Below are 17,430 nucleotides of genomic sequence, written 5' to 3'. Positions count from 1 at the left end.
TCATGTTATCGATAAAATTCTTATAACCCTTTCAGTTTAGACAGCGGCCACCAGATATAGTCCGCCCTGCCTACAATCATGTCCTGTGGGATGGAGCCGAAATAACGACTATCTTTGCTTGCTGAAGCATGACGGTTATCTCCCATGACAAAATAGTTTCCGCTCTCCACAGTTAACGCCGCGAAATCCGGGTCTTCAATCTCAGTATCGATATACGGCTCATTCACTATTTTTCCATTCACATATAACTGGTGATCCTTCACTTCTATGATATCTCCAGGTATGCCAATGACTCGTTTTACTAAAAAGTCCTTCCGACTTGGTCCAGTGCTAGGATCATGAAGAATGACGACATCCCCGTGTTTTGGGTTTACAAACATCAATGAAAGCTTATTAATAAAGAGCCTCTCACCTTCCACAAGCGTTGGCTGCATAGACTGACCTTTAACCGTTGATATATTGAACACAAAAATATTAAGAACCGACATTACCGCAAAGACAACTACCGCTGTAAGCAACCAATCCTTCAATTCCGCGGCCAAACGACCACCAAAGCCTTTGTTTGATCTGGACGATCTATGTCTTTGCTTCCGATTACGCATGAACTCTACTTGGGAATCCTGACTCAATATGTCACCTCTTATTCTCAATTATTGATGTCTATACTTGCAGATATTATAACAATAAAAAAGCATATCTCCCAGCCATTAGTAATGGACTTCTGGAAAATACGCTTGAGTATGAATGAAACAGACTATATCATCAACTATAGTTCTTTATTTAGTAAATGTTTCCGCTTACGCATCTGAGTGATCAAAATTACCCAACAATGCTCAGCTTCCGGACAGATTTAAAAATTTGATTCTCGCTATATCCCATAGCTTCATACAATGGCAATGCAAAAGAATTATGCTCATCGACGGCTACGTAGATACCACTAACCTTACGAGCTTGAAACCTGGATTCCATAGCCGATACCAGACTTCTACCGACTCCTCTGCGGCGATAATCAGGATGTACAGCAATCCGGAAATAACAACCGTGGTTTTTCTCAATCGTACCAATCAGTGCTCCAACAATTTCTTCTTCATCTTCCGCAACTACAATGAGATCTGAATCCCATGAAAGCTGCCTGGAGAAAGGCTCGATAGTGTTCTCGAAACATTCTTCCGATAATGCGGTTTGCAGCAAATCAGTCACAGGGCTAACGTCGCTTAATTGAAAGGAACGAACGTGCATTCTTTAAAATCTCCCTTGTCTATGGCTTATGAATTTAACAAAAAGAAGGGGTTCCCTTAACATTGAGAAAATAAAAAAAAGCATCAAATACCGAGGAATACCTGCTTTTAAATCTATTAAAGCACACTTTTCTCGTGATATCATCATTTTTCTTTTGAAAGCGCTTAATATCAAGCGTTTACATTTCGACTAAGATTCATTGTTTCATTATAAGGGTAATTATAAAGAGTTATGTCTATGGGGTGACGGCTCTTTATTTTAACATTTTAAATACAATTGATGATTCTGTTTACACTCCCATCATACTTTATAAACATTTATGTTTGTTTAGTGTTGCATTATTGATCCAGATACTGTTTAATTAAAGTATCCTATTGGGAGATACCCTATAGTACATATCAACAATAAAGAATTTTGACGATAAACCGCCGAAGTTCTTTATCTATACAAATTCTAATATACTCAGGAGGGATTTTTCCATGGCATTTCAATTACCAGCACTTCCTTATGCAAACAACGCACTCGAACCACACATCGACGCTTTGACGATGGAAATTCACCATGATAGACACCATAACACATATGTGACTAATCTGAACGCAGCTTTGGAAAAGGCACCTGAATTGCAAAGCAAAAGCATCGAAGAACTTCTTACAGATCTGAACGCTGTACCAGAAGCTATCCGCACTGCTGTTCGTAACAATGGTGGCGGACACGCTAACCACACCTTGTTCTGGGAAGTTATCGGACCAAACGGCGGCGGCGCACCAACTGGCGCACTTGCAGCAGCTATTGACAGCGAACTGGGCGGATTCGAAAAATTCAAAGAAGATTTCGCAGCAGCAGCAACTACTCGTTTCGGCAGTGGCTGGGCTTGGCTAGTTGTTAAAGATGGCAAACTGGCAGTAACAAGCACACCTAACCAAGACAACCCAATCAGTGAAGGCGCTACTCCAATCCTCGGACTTGATGTATGGGAGCACGCTTACTACCTGAACTACCAAAACAAACGCCCTGATTACATCAAAGCGTTCTGGAACGTAGTAAACTGGGAAGAAGTTGGCAAACGTTACGAAAGCGCGAAATAAGGAATTAAATTCGGCTTGAGCTTATAGCTTAATAGCCAATTTAAAAAGGTATCCCCTGGCCTAATAGGCTGCGGGATACCTTTTTTTATGTTGCTCTACTGGGCAGAGTCCCCAAATAGCCTTCGTCTTACTATAATTAGGGAAAAACTCCCTGAAATTCAGCGATATTCTCCATAAACACTAGTAATAAGGGAAAACCTCCCTAAAAACCAGCGGTTCTGGAGCATAAATAAGATATTCACCGAATTTTTAGGGAGGTTTTCCCTAAAATGATTAAAAATAGGCGGAAAGGGCATGATTTCAGGGAATAATTCCCTAAAAACAATTTTGATCACTCTTGAGGTCATAAAACAACAGAAGCAATTAGATGTAAGCATAGTACATTCCATACTTCTACATCAAACATTCTCTACTTCCCCGACTTCGCCAGCTCTTCCTGCTCATCGAAATAAAGGTTCAGCAGCTTCAAGAAGACATTAGGGAACGCATAATTAGCCATGTCCTCACGACTGATCCAGCGCACGGCTCCGCCATCCTCTGGACTAGCATTACCGTCCTCAAATTTCTCGACGGGCACGCTGCTGTCCATCTCTGGGAACAGGCCTGCATCCGCGGTGTAGGCTGCCCGTCCTTCTGCCGCTATTGGCAGCGGAAGGGCGTCCTCCTCCCTGCAGCGATACACCTGCAGGGTCCACACAATATGGCTGAAGATATGCTCAGCAGCCATCCAGTGCTCCTCAGGCCGGGCGGAGATCCCGGCCTGCCGCAGTGACCGGCGCAGCCGGTCCAGCGCCGCGGCCTCCGGCAGCCGCGCGCTCTTAGCGCCGCCTTCCGCTGGCGGCGCCTGCCAATGCGGCAGCTCCCACATGCGGGCTAACAGCCCGCTTTGTGGCCGCTGCCGGATGAGCACTTGGCCCGCGTGGGCACCGCGGCCCTCGATTAAGGCCGCCAGCCGCTCCTCTGGGCGCGGCGGCTTGGCCTTGGTCTTGACGGGCAGCGAAGTCTCGCAGCCCGCCAGGCGCGCAGCGCAATGCTCCATCACCGGGCAGGTTAAGCAGCTCGGTGATTTCGGGGTGCATACGAGCGCCCCGAGCTCCATAAGCGCCTGATTAAATGAGGCAGCTTCCCCCTCCGGGATCAGCTCAGCCGCCAGGCGCTCCATTTTCACGCGGGTGGGACCCTTAGCGATATCATCCTCGATGAGGAAGTATCGGGACAACACCCGCATTACATTACCATCTACCGCTGGCTCTGGCCGATTAAACGCGATGCTGAGAATAGCCCCTGCTGTGTAAGGACCCACTCCCTTTAAGCTGAACACCGCATCACGGTCATTCGGCACCTGTCCACCATAAAGCTCCTTTACCTGCTTGGCTGCATGCTGTATATTACGTGCGCGGGAATAATATCCTAAGCCTTCCCAACACTTAAGCACGTCTTCTTCAGGGGCGTCAGCGAGTGACTCCACCGTCGGAAAGCGTTCTATAAAACGATTAAAATAAGGGATTACCGTATCTACCCTTGTCTGTTGCAGCATAATTTCAGAAATCCAAATATAATAAGGATTGCGATGCCTGCGCCATGGCAAATCCCGCTTCTGCCCTTGATACCACTCCAGCAAATGATAACTGAAATATTGCTTGGCCTCCCGCAGCTCCTGATCTTTTTTATCTTGGTCTTCTCGTCTTTCTCCTCGTTCCTGCAAATCCTGTCGTTCTTGTTGTTTCATTGTAACTCTCCTTGCCCTTCTATAATCACGGTTCAATTCATGAACCTAGCTCCTCCACCACCGCAAAAGCTGAAGCCAAATCACGGCCATGTGTTATCGTAAGATGAATGGTATACTTCTGTCCTTCAGGTAGATCTAGTCTGCTCCAGGCTTCGCATGATAAGGTTACTTCCGGCTTACCTTTACGGTCAGGTAATATCTCAATATCCTGAAAACCAACCACATTACCAATGCCACAACCTAAAGCCTTCACAACGGCTTCCTTGGCAGCAAAACGCCCGGCTACGAACTCAGCCAACCTTCCACCTCGTTGCTCAGCAAGCTGGTACTCTTGCTCCGTTAGGATGCGCTGGTTGAATTTCTTACCCTGTCCCCTGCGCATTACCTCTGAGATTCGCTCAATTTCTAACACATCATGTCCGATTCCGTAAATCAAAATTTCACGCTCCTTATGGACGTGTATCCTATACTACTTCAATAATGGTATGATCATTATACAGGTCATTCATTTCAATTTTAAATTATAGTCCTATAAGATTCTTTCTGCTATCTTAAAAGAAAATGCTTTGGAAGTCTATCTAGGCGCCTTCGTGATGGACTTGCTGATTTACTTCATTTATATATAGAGAGAGGGGATTACCCTATGCAGCATCGTAATTTCGAAATACCCGCTGGTGAAGACGCTGTTCTCCGCTGCTCACACTTTCCTGCCCAAGAAGCACCTAAGAGCCTTATCGTTATTGCACACGGCTACAAGGGCTTCAAAGATTGGGGGATGTTTCCTTACATAGCCACTACTCTCAGCCAAGATCATGAAGTGATCACCTTCAACTTCTCTCATGCTGGAATCGGAGAGGATCTGCTGCATTTTACCGAGCTTGAAAAATTCGCCCGCAACACCTTTCGTCGCGAGCTGAAGGACATGGAAATACTGTTGTCCTACCTTAGCCAGCACCCGAAATTCGGCAGCTTGCCCTTATTCCTTCTAGGACATAGTCTTGGAGGGGGCATTTGTCTAGTCTACACACTTGATCATCCGAGTGAAGTTAGCGGGGTCATCTCCTGGAACGGGGTTACGAAGCTCGATTTGTTGACGGAAGAACAAAAGCAGGAGATGAAGCAAACAGGACGAACCCATGTCCTTAATGCACGCACAGGCCAACAAATGCCGCTGGATGCTGTTATTTTAGAAGATATGGAGAACCAACAAGAACGTTATAATATCCTTGAACGCATGAAGACAGCGTCCTTCCCAGTTGTTCTTATTCAAGGCAGTCTGGATGGAGCGCACCTCCGGCAAGGATCTGAGCAGCTCACTAAACTCCGGCCCGATATTAACTGGGTTCATATTCCTGAGGGTAATCATACCTTCGGTACTGTGCATCCTTTTGCCGGCACTACCCCACAATTGGAGCTTGCGATTGCTTCGACCACTAATTTTATCGATCAAACGCTGGCTAACTAAGATTCTTGTAGCTTATCCATCTCACAAAAAACCGCCACGAGAGCTGCTACAACGCAGACCCGTGGCGGTTTCTACTTCTACCTATTCTAAATTCCAGGAATGACATTGCGCTTATGCGCCGTTCTCCGGTAGTAATTCTCGAGTTTCTCCGCTACCTCAGGGTCAACCTGTTTGCCTTCCAAATAATCGCTATTATCGTCATAAGTAATGCCCAGCTCTGTTTCATCCGTCTGCCCCGGCCATAAGCCTGCCGTAGGTGCTTTAGTAACAATATCCGCAGGCACACCAATATGAGCCGCTAATTGACGAACCTGACGTTTATTAAGTGTGGATAGAGGTGTAATATCTACAGCGCCATCCCCCCACTTGGTGTAGAAACCCGTAATGGCTTCTGAAGCATGATCCGTTCCTACTACAATCAGATTGTTCTCAAAAGAGAGCGCATATTGCATAACCATACGTGTTCTTGCTTTAACATTCCCCTTGCCTTGATGGGTCATATGACGATGTTGGCCCAAGGACTTCAGGCTATGCTCAACTTCAAGCGCAATCTCATTTACAGCTTCCTCAATGTTTGTCTCCACGGTATGGGTCAGATTAAAAGCTTTTGCGACATCATAACTGTGCTGGATATCCTCTTGAACACCATATGGCTGGTATACGCCAAGCGTAATATACTCTGTGCCTTCTTGAGCCGACAGCTCGTCCGTAGCCTGCTTACACAGACCCGCAGCTACCGCGCTGTCCACCCCGCCGCTAATGGCGATCAATAATCCTTTGGCACCTGCCTTCAGCACGTACGACTTTAAGAAATCAACCCGTTTGCGTACCTCTGCTTCTACATCAATCGTTGGCTTCACACCAAGATCTGCAATAATTTCTTCCTGTAAACTCACAAACCACACCCCGTTCCATCAGAAATGGTTCCATATCCATCAAAATATCCATACCAAGTGAAGCTCTATGCTTCTAAGTATATTCTATCCCATTATCGCTCTTATATTTTGAAAAATCCCGCAACAGCCGAATTACCGACTAATGCGAGATTATATGGAATAACTTTTTTACTTGCAAAAACGATCAAAAACTTCTTTCAACTCAGCAGCAATTTCAGCAGCCGAACGATTCTCAACACTATGGCGTTCAATAAAATGAACGAGCTCTCCATCCTTCATCAATGCAATGGAAGGGGAAGATGGCGGATAAGGAGCAAAATATTCACGCGCTTTAGCAGTAGCTTCTTTCTCTTGACCTGCAAACACTGTGAACAAGTGATCCGGAGCGATCTCATTTTGCAATGCCTGAGCTACACCAGGACGGCATTGTCCAGCGGCACAACCACAGACCGAATTCACGACTACAAGCGCCGTACCTTTTGCGGTAGGAAGAGTGGCTTCCACCTCTTCTGGAGTCATAAGCTCCTGAAACCCAATGCTTGTAAGGTCATCACGCATAGGCTGAATCGAATCTCTCATATATTGATTAAAAGACATGGACATTTCTCTGCACTCTCCTTCACTGATTACTGTTTTGTCAGATAACATTACAGCAGTACTTACTAACTTTATTATACATTCATACTCTGTGAAAGCAAGAGATGCTACAGTAACCTGATTCAATCCGCAAGCATGGCTTCGCTATATTCTTCCTTTACTAAAGGGAATGAGATGGTAAATACTGTACCCTCTCCTTCTACAGAATCTACAGTTATTTTACCGTTATGCCTTTCCACAATACTGAGACACAAGGATAACCCTAGACCCGTTCCCTCCCTTTTTGTTGTGAAGAAAGGGGAAAACAACTTCTCTCGTTGACTGTCCGACATACCTATTCCTCTATCCCTTACAATCAGCTCCACTTGTTCCTGAGTACTATGTGTTTCCAGTGTCAGAATCCCCTTGGATCCCATAGCCTCCATGCCGTTGCGGCCTAAATTAAGGATAAGCTGCTTGATTTCCCGAACGTTTAACTCCAATTCATGGATGGATGCGTTCAGCTTTAGCTCAACACTTTGACCACGAAGATTAGCATCCGCCCACAGCAGCGGACTGACTTCTTCTATAACTCGGTGTAATAACACTTTCTCCTTATCGGATATCCGGCTCTGCGCCAGCGATAGGAAATCATTAATAATGCTATTCGCCCGATCCAGCTCCTCCAATACGATCTGATAATAAGAATCCAAGTCATCCGAGCTCTTTTCTCTCATTAGCTGTAAAAATCCCCGAACTACCGCCATAGGATTACGAATTTCATGGGTAATTCCGGCTGCCATCTGCCCTACTAAGCTCAAACGTTCCACATGATCCAGCTCTGAGCGGAGTTTCACTTCATCCGTAATATCCTGTGCAATGAGTACCACTCCACTCGTTAATCCTGAGTTCTTATGCATTAGTGGTGCTGAATAAATTTGATAGATCCGCGTTCCATGAATCATTCGCTCATGGGAACGCCGTTTATGCTGAATGTTATCCCGTACCCTCATATATGCATCAACATCCGCTGAACCATTAAAAAATTCCCTAACCGGCTTGCCAATAATATCTTCCCTTTTCAAATTGGGATAATGAATTCGTGCCATTCCCAACATACAATCATTGAGGTCGGTCACAACTCCGTGATCATCCAGGGACATAATACTCAGAGGTACTACATTTGTAATCTGCTGCAGCTTCTCAGACTCCCACTGGAAATTATCACTTATACTTTCCATATGTATTTTAGCCCGCCAACTACTCCAGACCATTTCAACAAAATAAACAAAAATACCGCCTAGTGCGATACTGAAAAATAGATACAAAGTAATCAAAAGTGACTCGCCAGAATGAGCCTCATATATATTTTTTCCACCTATAATAGGCACAAGTGCAATGAACAACATATTCGGACAAAGAACCATCCATAACATACCTATCTTCTCTACCACTGTGCCTTTCTTAAAAGGCTTAGCTAGCCCAAACAGCAACGGATATAATAATATTCCTGAATTTAATATCATATTACTTATTCCTGCTGGCTCTGCAATGAATATATTACAGACAAGCAAAAAGATGGACAGCAGAATGCCTGAACGTACAGTTCCATATAAAATACCGATATAAGCAGGAATCATTCCTAAATTCAAATAAGCAATACCGAATAAAGTCGTCGAAAGAAGAGAGCATAGCATAAGACTTAACGCACACGCCAAAACCAAAAAAGTTTGATTATCCGGGAAACCACCTTTTTTTCGAGCCACAAGCCCTCGGTCCACCCACCACTGAATCAGAAAAAGAAAGGAGCATGCTGCCGATATTTGCAATAATATATCCTTAATTGCGCCAATAATTACAATCACACCCCAAAATGGACAAATTCCCCTACATGACTAGATTAAAGCACAGGATTACTCTCCTGACAACGATTATAACCAAGTGAGCGGACAAGACTGGTTACATGACAGTCAGAATGGTATGATTCCGTTAGGAAAACACGAAGTAACACCCGTGTCTTAACATGTAAAGGAGTAAAATTTCATGAGCAACTTCGATGTGATCGTCATAGGTGGCGGCCCTTCGGGATTAATGGCAAGCGTGGCCGCAGCAGAACACGGGGCATCCGTACTACTGATCGACAAGGGAGCTAAGCTAGGACGAAAGCTCGGAATATCTGGTGGCGGACGCTGCAATGTAACGAACGTCAAGGAGAGAGATGAGTTAATCTCCCATATCCCGGGAAACGGGCGGTTTTTGTATAGCGCCTTCGACCATTTTAATAATCAAGATATCATTGCCTTTTTTGAAGGCTTAGGCATTGCATTAAAGGAAGAAGACAACGGACGGATGTTTCCCGTCTCCGATAAGGCCTCCAGCGTCGTCTCCACCTTAATCAACAAAGTACGGGGTCTAGGTGTGCAGATTATGACGGATAGTCCTGTTTCACGTGTAATATATGGAGAAGGGGCTGTTAAAGGCGTTCAGCTAGGCTCGGGCAAAACGATTTCCAGTGCTGCCGTAATCATCGCCACCGGAGGAAAGTCCGTTCCTCAGACCGGCTCTACTGGAGATGGGTACCCATGGGCTGAAGCCGCAGGCCACACCATTACTGAGCTATTTCCGACAGAGGTACCGATTATTTCACGGGAAGAGTGGATTAAATCCGGTGAGCTGCAAGGATTGTCGCTACGCGATGTGGCACTTACTGTATGGAATCCAAAAGGAAAGAAGGTCATTTCTCATCGCGGAGATATGATCTTCACCCATTTTGGATTATCCGGGCCAATTGCACTGCGCTGCAGCCAATTTCTGAGACAGGTCCAGCGTAAATCAGGGAATGACACGGTTGAGATGTCCATCGATCTCTTCCCTGATCTGAACTTGCAAGAAGTGGAATCATCGCTGCAGGACAAGCTGGACCAGGAGCCAAAGAAAGCGATCCGCAATTCACTAAAGGGGCTGCTGCCAGAACGTCTCATTCCCCTCTTGTTAGCTAAAGCTGACCTGGATGGAGATATTACGGGTCATCATGTATCCAAGATTGGATTGCATGCGCTAGCAGGTATCTTGAAAAGGATGCCCGTTAATGTTCATGGTACCCGATCCCTGTCCGAAGCCTTTGTTACGGGCGGCGGCGTAAATCTGAAAGAGATCGATCCCAAAAGAATGGAATCTAAGCTTATGCAAGGGTTATTCTTCTGTGGAGAGGTACTCGATATCCATGGCTACACTGGTGGCTACAATATTACAGCAGCGTTCTCTACTGGATATACAGCAGGCAAACATGCCGCTGACCATCGCCTTAGTTAATGCGTTGCAACTAAAAACAGCGTGACTTGAGAGGCTTCTCAAGTCACGCTGTTTTTTTATCTATCTATCAATCTTTGCCCAATCGGAACGTACCAAATATTCTGCTGATAAAGAGTCCAACCATGTATCCAACCGGTACGAACAAGATGATCCCCCACCATCCATATAAAGAGAGACAGATTAGTGCGGAGGTAATCATTGTAAAGGGAAGTAATAAAATAGGGACCGCATGCATACCCGCTTCAGCCTTTTGTTCTTTCGTAAATGGAAGTATCCCAATGTAATCATCTCCAACAAACAAAGACCAGAACGAAAACAGCCAAAAAGTCATAAGCGATGTTAATACTACAAATCCTAGCCATTTAAATCCCGATGGAATGATAAGGATCGCTACCGCGGACACGGCAGTGAAAGCCAAGTAAAGCTTTAAATGGGCCGGATTCCGTATGAGTGCCTTAATTGCTGCCGCAGAGAAACGGCTCTCGGCAGTCTTTGATTTAAGCAAAGGCTGCGACTTCCGGAAAATCCATGGCTTATGGCGAGTCGGGCGAGGTTTATCCAGAACATGGCGGAGCAGTATGGCCGCTATCTTCATTCGCTGCTTGTAGTCCTCGCGCACATCGTTCATAAATGTCCCACGCATCAATAAGCGCCACCGGAAAGCAAATATTGCAACGACTGTGAATACAATTGCACTCAGCAATATGATGAGCGGGCGATCATTCCAAAGGCTAGCTACTCTGAAATAAATAGCGTTCGGGACGGAGATCGCCAAAAATAGCCATAACCAGCGACGCCAACCTTGCTTCTGTACTTTTACAAGATGTCCAAGTAACTTAACACACCAACTGCACGCCAAGGTCAGAGCGAACAGCGCCCATACCTCCGATGACGTCATCTCAAATCCCCGAATCAGAAAAGGCAGTAACAGTGCAAAAGCTACACAGAACTTCAGCGAGGTTACAATCAGGCTGTAGAGCAACCCGCGAAATAAGATCGTATTCATCCATCGTTGCCGTTGTCTAAGAAATAATAGATCGCCTTCCTGCAATAACAGCACCAAGCCCCCGTTGCAGATCAAGAGCACTAATAATGAAGGAATGAGCATAAACGGCAAATTCACACTCCAAGCCGGTAGCGCCTCATTCCAGAACCCATAATACAAACGCCCTCCCAATAATCCCCCGGGAATAAGAATATATAAAAGAACAGTCCAATCAGCCGCCGTACGGATAATAGCGGATTGCTCACGCCAATGAGAGAATAGCCGCCGTCTGAATAGTTGTTTAGCGTTAGAAAAAGCAAACGCCCGCTGTCCCTGCTTACTCATGTTAATTCGTCGAAGCAATCAAACAACGACGCCTCCGGCAGTCCAGCATAATCACGTATATCTTCGAGTGTTCCTGAGGCGGCAACCTTTCCCCCGGAGATCAATACGAAATCATCGCATATCTTCTCTGCTGTATCCAGTACATGCGTAGACATTAATACACCAGCTCCGCGCTTCCGCTCCGCTTCTAGCAGCCGCAGGAAATCTTTAGTGGCGCGAGGGTCTAAACCAATAAATGGCTCGTCCACAATATAAACATCCGGCTGTACCAAGAAGCCAAGCATTAGCATCATTTTTTGTTTCATGCCCTTAGAGAATCCAGCTGGAAGATCATTGCGCACATGACCCATACCAAACTGCTTCAACAGTCTTTCTGCAGTTTCTTCGAACTGTTCGTACTTCAGTCCGTAGGCAGCGGCCGCTAAATCCAAGTGCTCCCACAATGTCAAATCCTCATAAAATACAGGTTGCTCCGGTACATAAGCGTAAGATTTATTAACTCCACTAAAAGACACCTTAGCCTTGGTATTCTTCAACAAACCAAGCAGGGTCTTAATGGTTGTACTTTTCCCAGCACCATTAGGTCCGATCAGTCCGAGCAGTTGACCTCGCTTCACTTGAAAAGAAATATCGAATATGCAAGGATCTCCCGCTTCATAGCCAGCTTCATCGATCTCAACATCGAGCACAATGTCGTCATAGCTCTCGGTATCCACTGTAGTTTCTTCTTTTTCCATACTCTCCATCTCCTAGTACTTCTAATAAATACTATTATAAATTGCATTCCCTATTGCGTATATGAATGATATTCAAATGATCAACAGAGGCAATCGTAACTTATCTAATCGTACTATATATTTTTCCTGAAAATAATCAAGCTGCTTTTTTCACAATAATAACTTAAGCCCTGCGCAATAGCGAATAAAAGAAACCTCCCATCAAAGGGAGGTCTGTCCTACAAAGTCCATGTTATTTGTTGCAGCTATTCCTTCCTGCTTCTTGATCGCCGCTTCATCCCTGCGCTCGATTTTACCACGCAGCATTAACAGCCCTAGTCCTAGCAATCCTGTAAGCAAACCAGATAGAATAAAGGCAGATACCGGCCCCGATGCTGTCACTAAGGCTCCACCGGCTACAGGTCCTAGAATAACAGCTGCGCTTGTCAGGCTGCCTATGGTTCCAAATACACGACCCGTGTATTCCGCAGGTGTCCGCTGCTGGAGCATTGAATTGAAGGGGATAAACGCTAGTCCTGCACCCACACCAGCAAACATGAAGGACCCAAACAAAGCAATGTTCATCCAGATTCCGGCTTGACCATGAGCAGTTACGATCCCTGCACTTGAGAAGACAACGCCCATGATTACAGCCCCTAATCCCATAAAAATAAGCGGATGCTTACCACTGCCTAATCGGCTTACAAGCAGCGCAGATAGCAAGGTTCCAAAGCCACTGGCTGCTACACACCACCCCAGCAGATCTCCGTTCACACCTGGAATCTCCCGGAATAACGTTACAATCTGAGAGTCTCCGATCTGTAGCATTAGCAGCACCAGTACTAGCATAACAATGCCACACAGCACTACAGGCATTCCTGCAATCACATGCAGACCTGCCGACATTTCTTGGCGGAAGGATTTACGCACATCCGTATCCCCCGAGCTTGCTTCCGTATCTTCCTTCTTTATCACAGCTGTACGCGGTAATCCAAGCAAAAAAATCGCCGATAAAACGAATGTAGCAGAATCGATCATATAACAAACAGATATGCCGAAGGCTGCAACTAGCAATCCACCAAGCGCTGGACCCACAATTTTAGTTATCTGCTCTATAGATGAGCTAAGCGCCATTGCTTTATCCATCTGAGCCGTAGGAACAAGTTCCTTAATCTTTCCGCTTTTGGCCGGAGAGAACAGCACATCCATACATCCCTTAGCCAGCAGCAGCACATAAACCTGCCACAGCGAGCCTGCAAATACCAAGCAAATAACAACCGCTGCACGGGCTATATCCGAACCAATCATTAGTGCCTTGCGGTTAAAACGATCACTTAAGTAACCTGCAAACGGTCCTCCTAAGAGCAAAGGCACTGCCATACATAAAGATATAGCCGTAATTTCCCACGGTGTGGCATTCCATTTAAACCCTACCATTGTCAGTAGCGCTAGTATATGCAACCAGTCTCCTACATTCGATACAAGCTGTGCCGCAATAAGCAGCATGAATGGTTTATTTGCGGTTAGCTTACTTTCTTTTAAATCATCAATATGATGTTCCTCCATCCTTCCTTCACTCCCCGTTACTATTTCTCAATGAAATAATAGTAAAATATTGGGGATTGTCATTCATCCGTCTGGAGGCGTAAATAACACTGAACCGGGGGATGAAATTGATATCCTTTCAGAGACTGAAGTAAAAAAACATTCAATTTCAGCGTCTTCAAAAAATTGTTTGATTTTTAATAATTAAAAGTTGCTCATTGTGACAAATCACATGTTCTTCATTCGATCTTTCACGTATTCTATTGTTATCTCAAAGTTCGTTGCACAGGTAAACCGTGCACTAATTAATATGATTACAGACGTGCGACGAGTTCACATGATTAACGATAGAGGGTGGAGAAGCATGATACAATCTTATGAACGTGATACACAATTAACACTACATTTGTACCGGGTATTTGCCAAATCATTCAAGAGTATTAATGAGCATGCTGTTACCGGCAGCAAAATTGAAGGTTTTAACCCTACTGCCTTTGCCGTCATGGAAGTGTTGTACTATAAGGGACCACAGCCCATTCAACAAATTGGTGCCAAACTACTGCTACAGAGCGGCAATGTGACTTACGTTATCGACAAGCTCGAAGAACGCGGCTATTTGCAACGCAAGCCTTGTCCAAGTGATCGTCGTGTGATTTTCGCAGAGTTGACCGCGGAAGGCGAACGTCTCATGAATGAGATGTATCCGAAATACTCAGAGCGTCTTCATCTTGCTTTCAGCGGACTGAATGATGAAGAGAAGGAACAAATGATCACTCTGCTCAAGAAGATGGGTCTGCAAGCTGAGAAGCTTTCCCCTCTTCCCCGTAAGTAGAGCTAGAGGTTAGGCTGCTTTTTACTTCATATGTGTTAGACAAGCTGTTATTGCACGAAGAAGCCCGACCGGTAAATACCCGGTCGGGCTTCTTTATGTGATTTAGAGAATGAGTTATGCCTTTTTCAAAGACGACGTAGCATCCTCTACCGAAGGTACACCCTTGCGCAAACCCCAAGATATAACTAGTGACAAGACTGCGAAAACTGCCATCACAATAAATAGTGAATGAAGTCCCCCTTCTAGTGCACCACGTAAACTGTTTGATACTTCGCCGGAGAGGTTAGTGCCTGTATGCGAGCCTAGCAGCTTATTAATATCATCACCTGTAACGTTTGAATCCGGTTGTTTTCGCAACAGCTGATCAATATTCAAGTTCAGCCAGGAACCGAAAATAGCCACCCCAATGGTCTGACCTAGGGACCTTGTAAATGCATTAAGTGCTGTGGACGCACCGCGTTGATCATACGGAACCGACGACTGAGCGATAATCGTGAAGACCGTAGAGGAGTATCCGAAGCCTACCCCACAGACCAGCATCAAGCATAAGAGGATTACCTGTGAAGACTCTCCAGTCAAGAAAACCAGACCAATAGCTCCGGCAGCAATCATCATCAATCCAAGCATTGCCGTTCGGCGAGAACCCGCTCGCAGAATCATTCGTCCGCCTGCGATTGACCCAAACATCCAGCCTACAGACATTGGCGCAAGCAGCAAGCCTGAGATCGCAGCGCTTTTTCCAGAAACGCCCTGAACCCATAAAGGGATATACGTAGAAAGTCCAATAATTAATGTGCTTACAAGCAGGTTAGCACCTGTTGATACTGCGATATTACGATTTGAGAATAGGTTCAGCGGAAGCATAGGCTCTGGTGCACGGCGCTCCACAAACAAAAATAAGATTAGCAGGATAACTGCTGCACCCAGTGTTGCGAGTAGTAAAGGAGAGGTCCATGCCAGGTTCTGCCCTCCCGTGGAGAGTCCAAAGAGTAGAGCACCCATGCCTGCCGCGAACAGAAGGACGCCTGGCACATCGATCTGTGTCTTCCGACGCACCTTTTCTTCCTTCAGGTAGCGCGCAATAAATACCATTGCCAACACGCCAAATGGCAGATTGAATACAAATACCCAGCGCCAGCTTAAGTAATCTACCACATAGCCACCAAGCAGTGGCCCTACCAAAGAGGAAATCCCCCATACAGAGCTTAGCAACCCTTGTGTCTTTGCTCTTTCTTCAATGCTGTAAATATCACCGATAATGGTAAAGGTCATTGGAATAAGTGCACCCGCACCGATCCCCTGTATCGCGCGAAACAGGATCAGCTGTTCCATACTTTGAGATATGCCGCATAATAATGAGCCTAGTAAAAAAACAGCCGCTCCCCACATGAATACAGGCTTACGTCCGAACAGATCACTGATTTTGCCGAAAATAGGTGTAGTAATAGCCATTGCCAGTAAATATGAAGTAAATATCCAGCTCAGCCACTGCATTCCCTGAAAGTCGCCTACAATCGCCGGCCCGGCTGGTCCTGTTACAGTTCCCTCAATAGCCGCTAGAAACGTGGCCAGCAGTACCCCTGTTAATATTAGTTTACGCTCTAAATCCCCTGTTGACTTCAATGTTCCAAACCCTCTCTTTATGTATTAAGTGGATTGCCACTCCTCGCGCAGTAGAGCATGGAGAGCAGTATCCTGAAAGCCGGAAGCGATCTGCCTGTATTGACGCAATACGCCTTCCTTCTGAAATCCAAGCCTATGAACCAGCCTCTCCGCACGGATATTATCAGGATGACAGAGCGCTTCAATCCGATTCAAGCCCATAATATTGAAACCAAAATCGAGTACAAGCCCAAGCGCTTCTTTCATATATCCAAGCCCCCAAAAGGCAGGCGACAGATCACAGCCTATTTCACCACGGTAAGCTCCCTGAAGCTGCCAATGGTTATATCCACAGCTACCTATGACTTCCTCCCCTGGTCCAATAATACTCCAACGTAAGCTCTCCTCTTCCTGAGCCATCTGTGATAGAAGGTCGATAAGCTGCTTCGTCTCTTCTATAGAGGATAATGCCGGAGCACCCAGCCAGAGAGAAACTTCCGGATGAGACCAAACCTGAAATAACGCTGAAGCATGCTCAGTAGTCATAGCACATAATTTTAATCTTCTACCGATCAGTGTAGGTGTCACTCCATTGCATAGATACAATTCTCCGCTCCCCCTTCAACTTATCAATTATACATCATTCAAGAGTATATCCTTAAGCTAAAAGTTCTAATTTCTTTAACTTTGAAAAGAACAAATTGTATCCTCTCACGTAAAAAGCGCCTGCATCAGAAGGTTAATTCTCCCTTGATACAGACACTTTTATGGAACTTTGCTTTAAATGATTTCATTCTGCTCCCTGAATAACTTCACTACACAGCACCTGAAGTTTGGCTCGAATATCCTTGAACTCTTCAATACCCGTGCCAGTAATACTGTACCCTTCACTATGTGCAGTCAGAAAGTTGTCCAGCGTCAGCTTTTCCAATTCCTGTTTCACTTCGCGTTCTCCTACACGATACCCCATGTCTTCCAGTCCGAGCAGCATCTCCGAGATCGTCACATCTTTATCATGAGCACAATAAAGCATGTGAATTCCTATGAACAAGTTCTGTACATCAGCGCGCATATTCCACTCCTTCTGGCAACAAAGCCTT

The 17,430-nt window shown here is 45.4% G+C and carries 17 protein-coding genes; 4 read left to right on the top strand and 13 right to left on the bottom strand.

Annotation, left to right across the window (positions count from 1 at the left end; genetic code table 11):
• Nucleotides 1-20 precede the first annotated feature (20 nt).
• Together lepB and MKY19_RS02965 are read right to left on the bottom strand one after the other, a co-directional pair.
• Entirely contained in the window at nucleotides 21-629 is a 609-nt protein-coding gene (gene lepB / locus MKY19_RS02970) for a signal peptidase I (protein WP_339800181.1), read from the bottom strand.
• 190 nt (nucleotides 630-819) lie between these two features.
• Nucleotides 820-1,239 (bottom strand): GNAT family N-acetyltransferase, encoded by a 420-nt coding sequence (locus MKY19_RS02965; protein WP_036676822.1) that lies wholly within the window; start codon nucleotides 1,237-1,239, stop codon nucleotides 820-822.
• A gap of 479 nt (nucleotides 1,240-1,718) precedes the next feature.
• Here MKY19_RS02965 and MKY19_RS02960 point away from each other — a divergent pair, with 479 nt between their 5' ends.
• A complete protein-coding gene (locus MKY19_RS02960; protein ID WP_042184652.1) occupies nucleotides 1,719-2,327 on the top strand; it encodes a superoxide dismutase in 609 nt (202 codons plus the stop codon).
• Between the two features lie 409 nt (nucleotides 2,328-2,736).
• On the opposite strand, the gene mutY is transcribed toward MKY19_RS02960, so the two are convergent.
• Together mutY and acpS are read right to left on the bottom strand one after the other, a co-directional pair.
• Nucleotides 2,737-4,056, bottom strand: coding sequence for an A/G-specific adenine glycosylase (mutY, locus tag MKY19_RS02955; RefSeq protein WP_339800178.1), 1,320 nt, complete (start codon nucleotides 4,054-4,056; stop codon nucleotides 2,737-2,739).
• 37 nt (nucleotides 4,057-4,093) lie between these two features.
• A complete protein-coding gene (gene acpS / locus MKY19_RS02950; protein WP_076300164.1) occupies nucleotides 4,094-4,492 on the bottom strand; it encodes a holo-ACP synthase in 399 nt (132 codons plus the stop codon).
• Nucleotides 4,493-4,699: 207 nt separating this feature from the next.
• Here acpS and MKY19_RS02945 point away from each other — a divergent pair, with 207 nt between their 5' ends.
• Complete coding sequence (locus MKY19_RS02945) at nucleotides 4,700-5,521, top strand: alpha/beta fold hydrolase (RefSeq protein ID WP_339268585.1); 822 nt, start codon at nucleotides 4,700-4,702, stop codon at nucleotides 5,519-5,521.
• An 86-nt stretch (nucleotides 5,522-5,607) separates the two neighbouring features.
• Here the strand turns inward: MKY19_RS02945 and nadE are convergent, their stop codons facing one another.
• The 3 genes from nadE to MKY19_RS02930 form a co-directional block, all read right to left on the bottom strand.
• Nucleotides 5,608-6,417, bottom strand: a complete 810-nt coding sequence (gene nadE, locus MKY19_RS02940) for an ammonia-dependent NAD(+) synthetase (RefSeq protein WP_339800174.1) — start codon at nucleotides 6,415-6,417, stop codon at nucleotides 5,608-5,610.
• A gap of 168 nt (nucleotides 6,418-6,585) precedes the next feature.
• Nucleotides 6,586-7,020 (bottom strand): BrxA/BrxB family bacilliredoxin, encoded by a 435-nt coding sequence (locus MKY19_RS02935; protein WP_042184644.1) that lies wholly within the window; start codon nucleotides 7,018-7,020, stop codon nucleotides 6,586-6,588.
• Nucleotides 7,021-7,136: 116 nt separating this feature from the next.
• Nucleotides 7,137-8,858, bottom strand: coding sequence for an ATP-binding protein (locus MKY19_RS02930; protein ID WP_339800170.1), 1,722 nt, complete (start codon nucleotides 8,856-8,858; stop codon nucleotides 7,137-7,139).
• 178 nt (nucleotides 8,859-9,036) lie between these two features.
• Here MKY19_RS02930 and MKY19_RS02925 point away from each other — a divergent pair, with 178 nt between their 5' ends.
• Complete coding sequence (locus MKY19_RS02925) at nucleotides 9,037-10,305, top strand: NAD(P)/FAD-dependent oxidoreductase (protein WP_339800167.1); 1,269 nt, start codon at nucleotides 9,037-9,039, stop codon at nucleotides 10,303-10,305.
• A gap of 67 nt (nucleotides 10,306-10,372) precedes the next feature.
• Here MKY19_RS02925 and MKY19_RS02920 read toward each other — a convergent pair whose 3' ends face one another.
• From MKY19_RS02920 to MKY19_RS02910, 3 genes are all read right to left on the bottom strand, one after another.
• Nucleotides 10,373-11,635, bottom strand: coding sequence for an ABC transporter permease (locus MKY19_RS02920; protein WP_339268577.1), 1,263 nt, complete (start codon nucleotides 11,633-11,635; stop codon nucleotides 10,373-10,375).
• Entirely contained in the window at nucleotides 11,632-12,372 is a 741-nt protein-coding gene (locus MKY19_RS02915) for an ABC transporter ATP-binding protein (protein ID WP_042184638.1), read from the bottom strand. The genes MKY19_RS02920 and MKY19_RS02915 overlap by 4 nt, the downstream gene beginning before the upstream one ends.
• A gap of 201 nt (nucleotides 12,373-12,573) precedes the next feature.
• The gene (locus tag MKY19_RS02910; RefSeq protein ID WP_339800163.1) at nucleotides 12,574-13,917 is read right to left on the bottom strand and encodes an MFS transporter; all 1,344 of its coding nucleotides are present in this window, start codon (nucleotides 13,915-13,917) and stop codon (nucleotides 12,574-12,576) included.
• Between the two features lie 343 nt (nucleotides 13,918-14,260).
• Between MKY19_RS02910 and MKY19_RS02905 the strand changes: the two genes are divergently transcribed.
• The gene (locus MKY19_RS02905) at nucleotides 14,261-14,728 is read left to right on the top strand and encodes a MarR family transcriptional regulator (RefSeq protein WP_042123913.1); all 468 of its coding nucleotides are present in this window, start codon (nucleotides 14,261-14,263) and stop codon (nucleotides 14,726-14,728) included.
• Between the two features lie 114 nt (nucleotides 14,729-14,842).
• Here MKY19_RS02905 and MKY19_RS02900 read toward each other — a convergent pair whose 3' ends face one another.
• From MKY19_RS02900 to MKY19_RS02890, 3 genes are all read right to left on the bottom strand, one after another.
• The gene (locus tag MKY19_RS02900; RefSeq protein WP_339800160.1) at nucleotides 14,843-16,351 is read right to left on the bottom strand and encodes an MDR family MFS transporter; all 1,509 of its coding nucleotides are present in this window, start codon (nucleotides 16,349-16,351) and stop codon (nucleotides 14,843-14,845) included.
• A 24-nt stretch (nucleotides 16,352-16,375) separates the two neighbouring features.
• Entirely contained in the window at nucleotides 16,376-16,936 is a 561-nt protein-coding gene (locus MKY19_RS02895) for a GNAT family protein (protein WP_339268572.1), read from the bottom strand.
• A 184-nt stretch (nucleotides 16,937-17,120) separates the two neighbouring features.
• Entirely contained in the window at nucleotides 17,121-17,402 is a 282-nt protein-coding gene (locus tag MKY19_RS02890) for a hypothetical protein (protein ID WP_094874766.1), read from the bottom strand.
• Between the last annotated feature and the right edge of the window lie 28 nt (nucleotides 17,403-17,430).

The sequence above is a fragment of the Paenibacillus sp. FSL R5-0744 genome (assembly GCF_037972555.1).
Taxonomy (GTDB): Bacteria; Bacillota; Bacilli; order Paenibacillales; family Paenibacillaceae; genus Paenibacillus_AQ.
This window is presented reverse-complemented; position numbering and strand designations above follow the sequence as displayed.

Coding starts and splice junctions, on each gene's coding strand:
- MKY19_RS02925 (WP_339800167.1), top strand. CDS start 9,037: ATGAGCAACTTCGATGTGATCGTCATAGGTGGCGGCCCTTCGGGATTA.
- MKY19_RS02945 (WP_339268585.1), top strand. CDS start 4,700: ATGCAGCATCGTAATTTCGAAATACCCGCTGGTGAAGACGCTGTTCTC.
- MKY19_RS02910 (WP_339800163.1), bottom strand. CDS start 13,917: ATGGAGGAACATCATATTGATGATTTAAAAGAAAGTAAGCTAACCGCA.
- MKY19_RS02960 (WP_042184652.1), top strand. CDS start 1,719: ATGGCATTTCAATTACCAGCACTTCCTTATGCAAACAACGCACTCGAA.
- mutY (WP_339800178.1), bottom strand. CDS start 4,056: ATGAAACAACAAGAACGACAGGATTTGCAGGAACGAGGAGAAAGACGA.
- MKY19_RS02965 (WP_036676822.1), bottom strand. CDS start 1,239: ATGCACGTTCGTTCCTTTCAATTAAGCGACGTTAGCCCTGTGACTGAT.
- MKY19_RS02905 (WP_042123913.1), top strand. CDS start 14,261: ATGATACAATCTTATGAACGTGATACACAATTAACACTACATTTGTAC.
- MKY19_RS02935 (WP_042184644.1), bottom strand. CDS start 7,020: ATGTCCATGTCTTTTAATCAATATATGAGAGATTCGATTCAGCCTATG.
- MKY19_RS02915 (WP_042184638.1), bottom strand. CDS start 12,372: ATGGAAAAAGAAGAAACTACAGTGGATACCGAGAGCTATGACGACATT.
- MKY19_RS02920 (WP_339268577.1), bottom strand. CDS start 11,635: ATGAGTAAGCAGGGACAGCGGGCGTTTGCTTTTTCTAACGCTAAACAA.
- MKY19_RS02890 (WP_094874766.1), bottom strand. CDS start 17,402: ATGCGCGCTGATGTACAGAACTTGTTCATAGGAATTCACATGCTTTAT.